The organism is Micromonospora sp. NPDC051296 (assembly GCF_040682255.1).
GTDB classification, from domain to species: domain Bacteria; phylum Actinomycetota; class Actinomycetes; order Mycobacteriales; family Micromonosporaceae; genus Micromonospora; species Micromonospora craterilacus.
The window spans coordinates 1-6,076 of sequence record NZ_JBFBAO010000394.1; the positions used below are offsets into that span (position 1 = coordinate 1).

6 protein-coding genes and 1 pseudogene are annotated in these 6,076 nt (G+C 71.3%); 5 read left to right on the plus strand and 2 right to left on the minus strand.

Annotated features, from left to right (window positions below):
• Positions 1-58 precede the first annotated feature (58 nt).
• Both groL and groES read right to left on the minus strand, forming a co-directional pair.
• Positions 59-1,699, minus strand: coding sequence for a chaperonin GroEL (gene groL, locus AB0M52_RS28890; protein WP_363960203.1), 1,641 nt, complete (start codon positions 1,697-1,699; stop codon positions 59-61).
• A gap of 70 nt (positions 1,700-1,769) precedes the next feature.
• Positions 1,770-2,084: a co-chaperone GroES gene (gene groES / locus AB0M52_RS28895; protein ID WP_018222648.1), complete on the minus strand. Its 315-nt coding sequence runs from the start codon at positions 2,082-2,084 to the stop codon at positions 1,770-1,772.
• A gap of 327 nt (positions 2,085-2,411) precedes the next feature.
• Between groES and AB0M52_RS28900 the strand changes: the two are divergent.
• The 5 genes and pseudogenes from AB0M52_RS28900 to AB0M52_RS28920 all read left to right on the plus strand — a co-directional run.
• Positions 2,412-3,213, plus strand: a pseudogene (locus tag AB0M52_RS28900) (helix-turn-helix transcriptional regulator).
• Positions 3,204-3,395, plus strand: coding sequence for a DUF397 domain-containing protein (locus AB0M52_RS28905; RefSeq protein ID WP_363960206.1), 192 nt, complete (start codon positions 3,204-3,206; stop codon positions 3,393-3,395). Before AB0M52_RS28900 ends, AB0M52_RS28905 begins: the two are co-directional and overlap by 10 nt.
• Positions 3,396-3,681: 286 nt before the next feature.
• Positions 3,682-4,875: a methyltransferase domain-containing protein gene (locus AB0M52_RS28910; RefSeq protein WP_363960209.1), complete on the plus strand. Its 1,194-nt coding sequence runs from the start codon at positions 3,682-3,684 to the stop codon at positions 4,873-4,875.
• Between the two features lie 54 nt (positions 4,876-4,929).
• Complete coding sequence (ybaK, locus tag AB0M52_RS28915) at positions 4,930-5,409, plus strand: Cys-tRNA(Pro) deacylase (protein ID WP_363960212.1); 480 nt, start codon at positions 4,930-4,932, stop codon at positions 5,407-5,409.
• 263 nt (positions 5,410-5,672) lie between these two features.
• The coding region (locus AB0M52_RS28920; protein ID WP_363960215.1) for a substrate-binding domain-containing protein at positions 5,673-6,076 on the plus strand (404 nt) is incomplete at its 3' end.

Sequence of the window (6,076 nt, forward strand, 5' to 3'; positions counted from 1 at the left end):
GACACACGTGGGGCGCACCGGCGGTGACGGTGCGCCCCACGTCCGGCGTACGGCTGGGTCAGAAGCCCGGGCCGTGCTGGTGGCTGTGCCCGTGGCCGTGACCACCGGCGGCAGCGGGCTCCGGCTCCTTCGGCTTCTCCACCACGAGGCTCTCGGTGGTGAGCAGCAGACCGGCGATCGACGCGGCGTTGGTGACCGCGTTGCGGGTCACCTTGACCGGGTCGAGGATGCCGGCCTTGGCCAGGTCGACGTACTCACCGGCGGCGGCGTCGAGGCCGTGGCCCCACTCCTTCCCGGTGACCTTCTGCACCACGACGTAGCCGTCGTGCCCGGCGTTCTGGGCGATCCAGCGCAGCGGCTCGACCAGCGCCTTGCGCACGATCGACACGCCGACCTTCTCGTCACCGGTGAAGCCGAGGTCGTCGTCGAGCACCGGCAGGATCTGCGCCAGGGCGGCACCGCCGCCGGGCACCGTACCCTCCTCGACCGCGGCCTTGGTCGCGGCGATGGCGTCCTCGATGCGGTGCTTGCGCTCCTTCATCTCGACCTCGGTGGCCGCGCCGACCTTGACCACCGCGATGCCGCCGGAGAGCTTGGCCAGCCGCTCGGCGAGCTTCTCCCGGTCCCACTCGGAGTCGGAAGCCTCGATCTCCTTACGGATCTGGGCGACCCGGTCGGTGACCTCGCTGGCCTGGCCGCCACCGTCGACGATCGTGGTGTTCTCCTTGTCGACCACGATGCGCCGGGCGCTGCCCAGCACCTCCAGGCCGACCTGGTCGAGCTTGTAGCCCAGCTCGGGGGCGACCAGCTCGGCACCGGTGAGGATCGCCATGTCCTGGAGCATCGCCTTGCGGCGGTCACCGAAGCCGGGAGCCTTGACCGCGCAGACCTTGAGGGTCTTGCGGATCGCGTTGACCACCAGGGTGGACAGCGCCTGGCCCTCGACGTCCTCGGCGATGATCAGCAGCGGCTTGTTGTTCTGGAGGACCTTCTCCAGCAGCGGCAGCAGCTCCTCGATCGACGAGATCTTCTGCGTGGTGATCAGGATGTACGCGTCCTCCAGGACCGACTCCTGCGCCTCCACGTCGGTGACGAAGTTCGGCGAGATGAAGCCCTTGTCGAACTGGAGACCCTCGGTGACCTCCAGCTCGGTCTGCAGGGCGGAGCCCTCCTCGACGGTGATCACACCGTCGCGGCCGACCTTCTCCATCGCCTCGGCGATCAGCTCACCGATGGTGGCGTCCTGCGCGGAGATCGTCGCGACGTGCGCGACGGACTTCTTGTCGGCGACCTCGACGGCCCTGCCGAGCAGCGCCTCGGAGACCTTGGCGGAGGCTGCGTCGATGCCCCGCTTGAGGCCGGCCGGGTTGGCGCCCGCGGTGACGTTGCGCAGGCCCTCGCGGACCATTGCCTGGGCGAGCACGGTCGCGGTGGTGGTCCCGTCGCCGGCGACGTCGTTGGTCTTGGTCGCCACCTCCTTGACCAGCTGCGCGCCGAGGTTCTCGTACGGGTTGGTGAGCTCGATCTCCTTGGCGATGGTCACGCCATCGTTGGTGATCGTGGGCGCACCGAATTTCTTGTCCAGGACGACGTTGCGCCCACGCGGCCCGAGGGTGACCTTGACCGCGTCCGCGAGCGCGTTGACACCGTGCTCCAGCAGGTGCCGGGCGTCGTCCGAGAAGCTCAGGATCTTCGCCATGAATGTCCCTTCGAAGCGACGTTGCCCCGGCCCGGCGAGCCGGACCGGGGCAACGACACTGATCGGTTGCTTACTTCTCGATGACCGCGAGGACGTCGCGGGCGGAGAGCACCAGGTACTCCTCGCCGGCGTACTTGACCTCGGTGCCGCCGTACTTCGAGTAGAGGACGGTGTCGCCGACCTTGACGTCGATCGGCACGCGGTTGCCCTTGTCGTCGATCCGGCCCGGGCCGACAGCGAGGACGGTGCCCTCCTGCGGCTTCTCCTTGGCGGTGTCGGGAATCACGATGCCCGACGCCGTGGTGGTCTCAGCCTCGTTCGCCTGGACCACGATCCGGTCCTCGAGCGGCTTGATCGCAACCTTGGTCGCGGTAGTCACGGGCATACCCTCCTGGGGTACTGGTTTCGTTGCCGGTCGGCGCGCCGACCGGCGTCAATCTGCCACATGCCACCGGGCGGGGCCGTCGTCGCGGGTGCCGGTCCGCCTGGCGTTCAACCCCCGGACAGCTGGGCCCGGAAGTTGGCACCCTCAGGGTGAGAGTGCTAATCGCAGGTTATTCCTCGGCTAGCACTCCGTCAAGGAGAGTGCCAACGCACGCACCTCGTGTCGCCACTTTTCCGCCAGGGTTGACCGCAACACACCGACAGCCACTTCCTGCCGAGCGACCACATCCCTACTCTCCGGCGCGACCACGTCACGGAGGGCGGACGGATGACCGACATTCCAACCCTGGGCTTCCTGCGCGACCAGTTGCGCCGGGCCCGCCAGACGCGCGGGCTCAACCAGGAGGACCTCGGCAAACTCATCAACTACTCCTCGTCGTCGGTGAGCGCGATGGAGACCGGCCAGAACCAGCTCAGCGCCGACTACGTCGCCCGGTTCGACAAGGCGCTGGAAACCGGCGGGCTCTTCCTCGGGATGCTGGAGCTGATCCGGCTGCACGCAGCGCCGGACTGGTTCCGGCCGTGGGGCGAGATCGAGCGAGAGGCCGTCGCCCCTGCGCTGGTACGACCCCGCGGTGGTCCCGGGCCTGCTCCAGACCGAGGCATACGCGCGGGCGATACTCCGGGCCGGGCCGCTGCTGACCGAGGAACAGATCGAGAAGCGTGTGCTGGCCCGCCTGGCCCGGCAGGAGGTACTCGCCCGCGACGAGCCGCCGCAGCTCGTCGCGGTGCTGGACGAGCAGGTGTTGCGCCGGCAGGTCGGCGACCGGGCGACCATGCACGAGCAACTGGTGCACCTGCATGCCGTCGCCGCCCAGCCGCACGTTCAGGTCCGGATAGTTCCGGCCGACGCCCCGTGGTACGGCGGGCTTGCCGGCCCGTTCGTCCTGGCCCGACTCGCCGACGGCACCGAGGTGGCCCACCTGGACAACCAGCTCCGGGGCCACACCGTGGACGGCCCGAACGACCTTGCCAGCCTGGGACGGCGTTGGGAGACTGTGGCCGGTGAGGCGCTGCCGCGCCGGCAGTCCGCCCGCCTGATCGAGGAAGTGGCGAAGTCATGGACCTGACCCGCGCCGCCTGGCGCAAGTCCACCCGCAGCAACCAAAATGGCGGTGCCTGCGTCGAGGTCGCCGACAACCTGCCCGGCGTCGTCGCCGTCCGGGACAGCAAGGACCCGACCGGCCCGACGCTCGCCTTCACCCCGGCAAGCTGGCGCGCCTTCGTCGCCGCCCACCACACCACCGACTGATCCCACCCCAGCGGGCCCGACAGGCGATGCCGCCCGCCAGCCGTCGGGCAGCCACGCCCGCCCGAGCCTGATGGGAATTCTTGATCGTCTGCAGGTCAGTGACTCGACACGCCGGAGCGGCAGTCACTGAGATGCAGACGATCAAGAGGCGGGGCCGCTGCCGGTCGGAACGGCCGTGGATGTGTGCCGTGGGCCGGGCGGTCATCGGATCCTCGCCGCGCTGGCCGGGCGCGTCCCACCTCACCCGGCGGCCGGGGCGCCTGATCGGGGCCGGAACAATGGGCGGGTGGATCTGGAGCAGCTGGCGGCGTTGCGTACCGCCGAGGGGTCGGCCGCGCTCGACGCGGCGGCTCGGGTGGCCGGCGGCGACCCGCTGGCCGCGGCGGCGGCGCTCCGCTCGGCCGGGGTGCCGGCCGGGTTGGCGGCGGCGGCGTTGACCCAGGCGGAGCTGCGCCGCAAGGCGGCCGGCAAGTTCGGGCCGGCGGCGGCCGGGATGTTCTTCACCCGGCCGGGCCTTGAGCAGGCCACCCGGCAGGTCGTCGCGCGCCGCCGCGCCCAGCGACTGCGCGCCGCCGGGGTGACGAGCCTGGCCGATCTCGGCTGCGGGCTGGGGGCCGACGCGCTCGCCGCCGCCCGCGAAGGCATCCGGGTGTACGGCGTGGAGGCCGACCCGGTCACCGCCGCGTTGGCCGAGGCGAACGCGCGGGCGGCGGGGCTGGCCGAGCTGTTCACCGTCGAGTGCGGCGACGCGACCGCGTTCGACGTGACCCGGGTGGCGGCGGTCTTCTGCGATCCGGCCCGCCGCCGGGCCGGCACCGGCCGCCGGATCTTCGACCCCAACTCGTACTCGCCGCCGTGGGACTTCGTGACCGGGCTGGTCGAACGGGTGCCGTACACGGTGGTGAAGGTCGCTCCGGGGCTCGACCACGCCCTCATCCCGGCCGGTGCCGAGGCCGAGTGGGTCAGCGTCGACGGCGACCTGGTCGAGGCGGCCCTCTGGTGTGGCCCGCTCGCCGGAACCCCCCGCCGCGCGACACTGTTGGTGGAAGGACACCGTGCGGCGGCCCACCAGCTCACCGGATCCGGAGCGGTGGACGCGCCCGTCGGGCCGGTGCGTCGCTTCGTGTACGACCCGGATGCGGCGGTGGTCCGCGCCCACCTGATCGCCGAGTTGGCCGCCGACCTCGACGCCACGCTGGCCGACCCGACCATCGCGTACCTCTACGCCGACGAGGCGGCGTCGACGCCGTACGCCCGCTGTCTGGAGGTGACCGACGTGCTGGCGTTCTCGCTCAAGCGGCTGCGTGCGCTGCTGCGGGAGCGCCGGGTCGGCCGGGTGGAGATCCTCAAGCGCGGCTCCGCGCTGGAACCCGAACGGCTCCGCCGCGACCTGCGGCTCAGCGGCGACCAGCCGGCGAGTCTGGTGCTGACCCGGGTGGCCGGGGCGCCGACGGTGCTGGTCTGCCGCCCGGTGAGCTGAGCCGGGCCGGAAGCCGCTGGCCCTCGGGCCGGGCCGGGGATTAGGTTGGCGAACATGGCGGGACGGGGTACGCCGGCGATGGCGCTGCTGGCGAAGCAGAAGATCAACCACCGCACCCACCCGTACGACGTCCCGGCGGACGCCCCCAACTACGGCGCGCTGGTCGCGGCCGTGCTCGGCGTGGCACCGGAACGGGTCTTCAAGACCCTGGTGACCGAGGTGGACGGCGTGCTCACCGTGGCGGTGGTGCCGGTCACCGGCGAGCTGGACCTCAAGGCTCTCGCCGCGGCAGCCGGCGGCAAGCGCGCCACGCTGGCCGAGCGGGTGGCGGCCGAGCGCGCCACCGGGTACGTACGCGGCGGCATCAGCCCGCTCGGGCAGCGCAAGCGCCTGCCCACGGTGCTCGACGCCTCCGCCCTGGACCATCCCACCGTGTACGTGTCGGCGGGCCGTCGTGGCCTCCAGGTCGAGCTGGCCCCGGCGGACCTGGTCGCCCTCACCGACGCCCGCACCGCTCCGCTCGCCACCGCCTGACCCGCCGAACGGCCCGGGCAAGGTCCACCAGAACTCCGCCGTCCCGGCACGCCCGCACCGCCGACCAGCCCGTTTGGCCCGCTGACGGGGCTGCCGTGGCCGGGACGTGGCGGCGGGGTGTCGGGGGCGTTGCTGAATTGTTACCGCCGACAACAAACTCATGGCCATCGCGCTCTTGTGCTGGAGTGTGACGCGGAATACGTTGCCGGGCACAACAAAACAACACCGACACCCTTTCCCCCACCATCGAAAGGACCCTGCACATGCGCAAGGGCTTCCTCGCCGTCGGCGCCGTGGGCCTGCTGGCCCTCGGCAGCATGACGGCCTGTGGTAACGAATCCGGCGGCGACCAGGCCGGCTCCGACAAGACCCCGAAGATCGGCGTGATCCTGCCGGACAGCAAGTCCTCGGCCCGCTGGGAGGGCGCGGACCGCAAGTTCCTCGAGGCGGCGTTCAAGGCCGCCGGGGTGGACTCGGTGATCCAGAACGCCCAGGGCGACAAGACCCAGTTCCAGACCCTCGCCGACCAGATGATCACGGACGGGGTCACCGTGCTGATGATCGTCAACCTCGACTCCGGCACCGGCAAGGCCGTCCTCGACAAGGCAAAGTCGCAGGGCGTCGCCACCATCGACTACGACCGCCTCACCCTCGGCGGCTCGGCGGA

Excerpts from the sequence above, each read along its gene's own strand:
- ybaK (WP_363960212.1), top strand. The coding sequence starts at position 4,930 with ATGGCGGGACGGGGTACGCCGGCGATGGCGCTGCTGGCGAAGCAGAAG.
- groL (WP_363960203.1), bottom strand. The coding sequence starts at position 1,699 with ATGGCGAAGATCCTGAGCTTCTCGGACGACGCCCGGCACCTGCTGGAG.
- AB0M52_RS28905 (WP_363960206.1), top strand. The coding sequence starts at position 3,204 with ATGGACCTGACCCGCGCCGCCTGGCGCAAGTCCACCCGCAGCAACCAA.
- groES (WP_018222648.1), bottom strand. The coding sequence starts at position 2,084 with ATGCCCGTGACTACCGCGACCAAGGTTGCGATCAAGCCGCTCGAGGAC.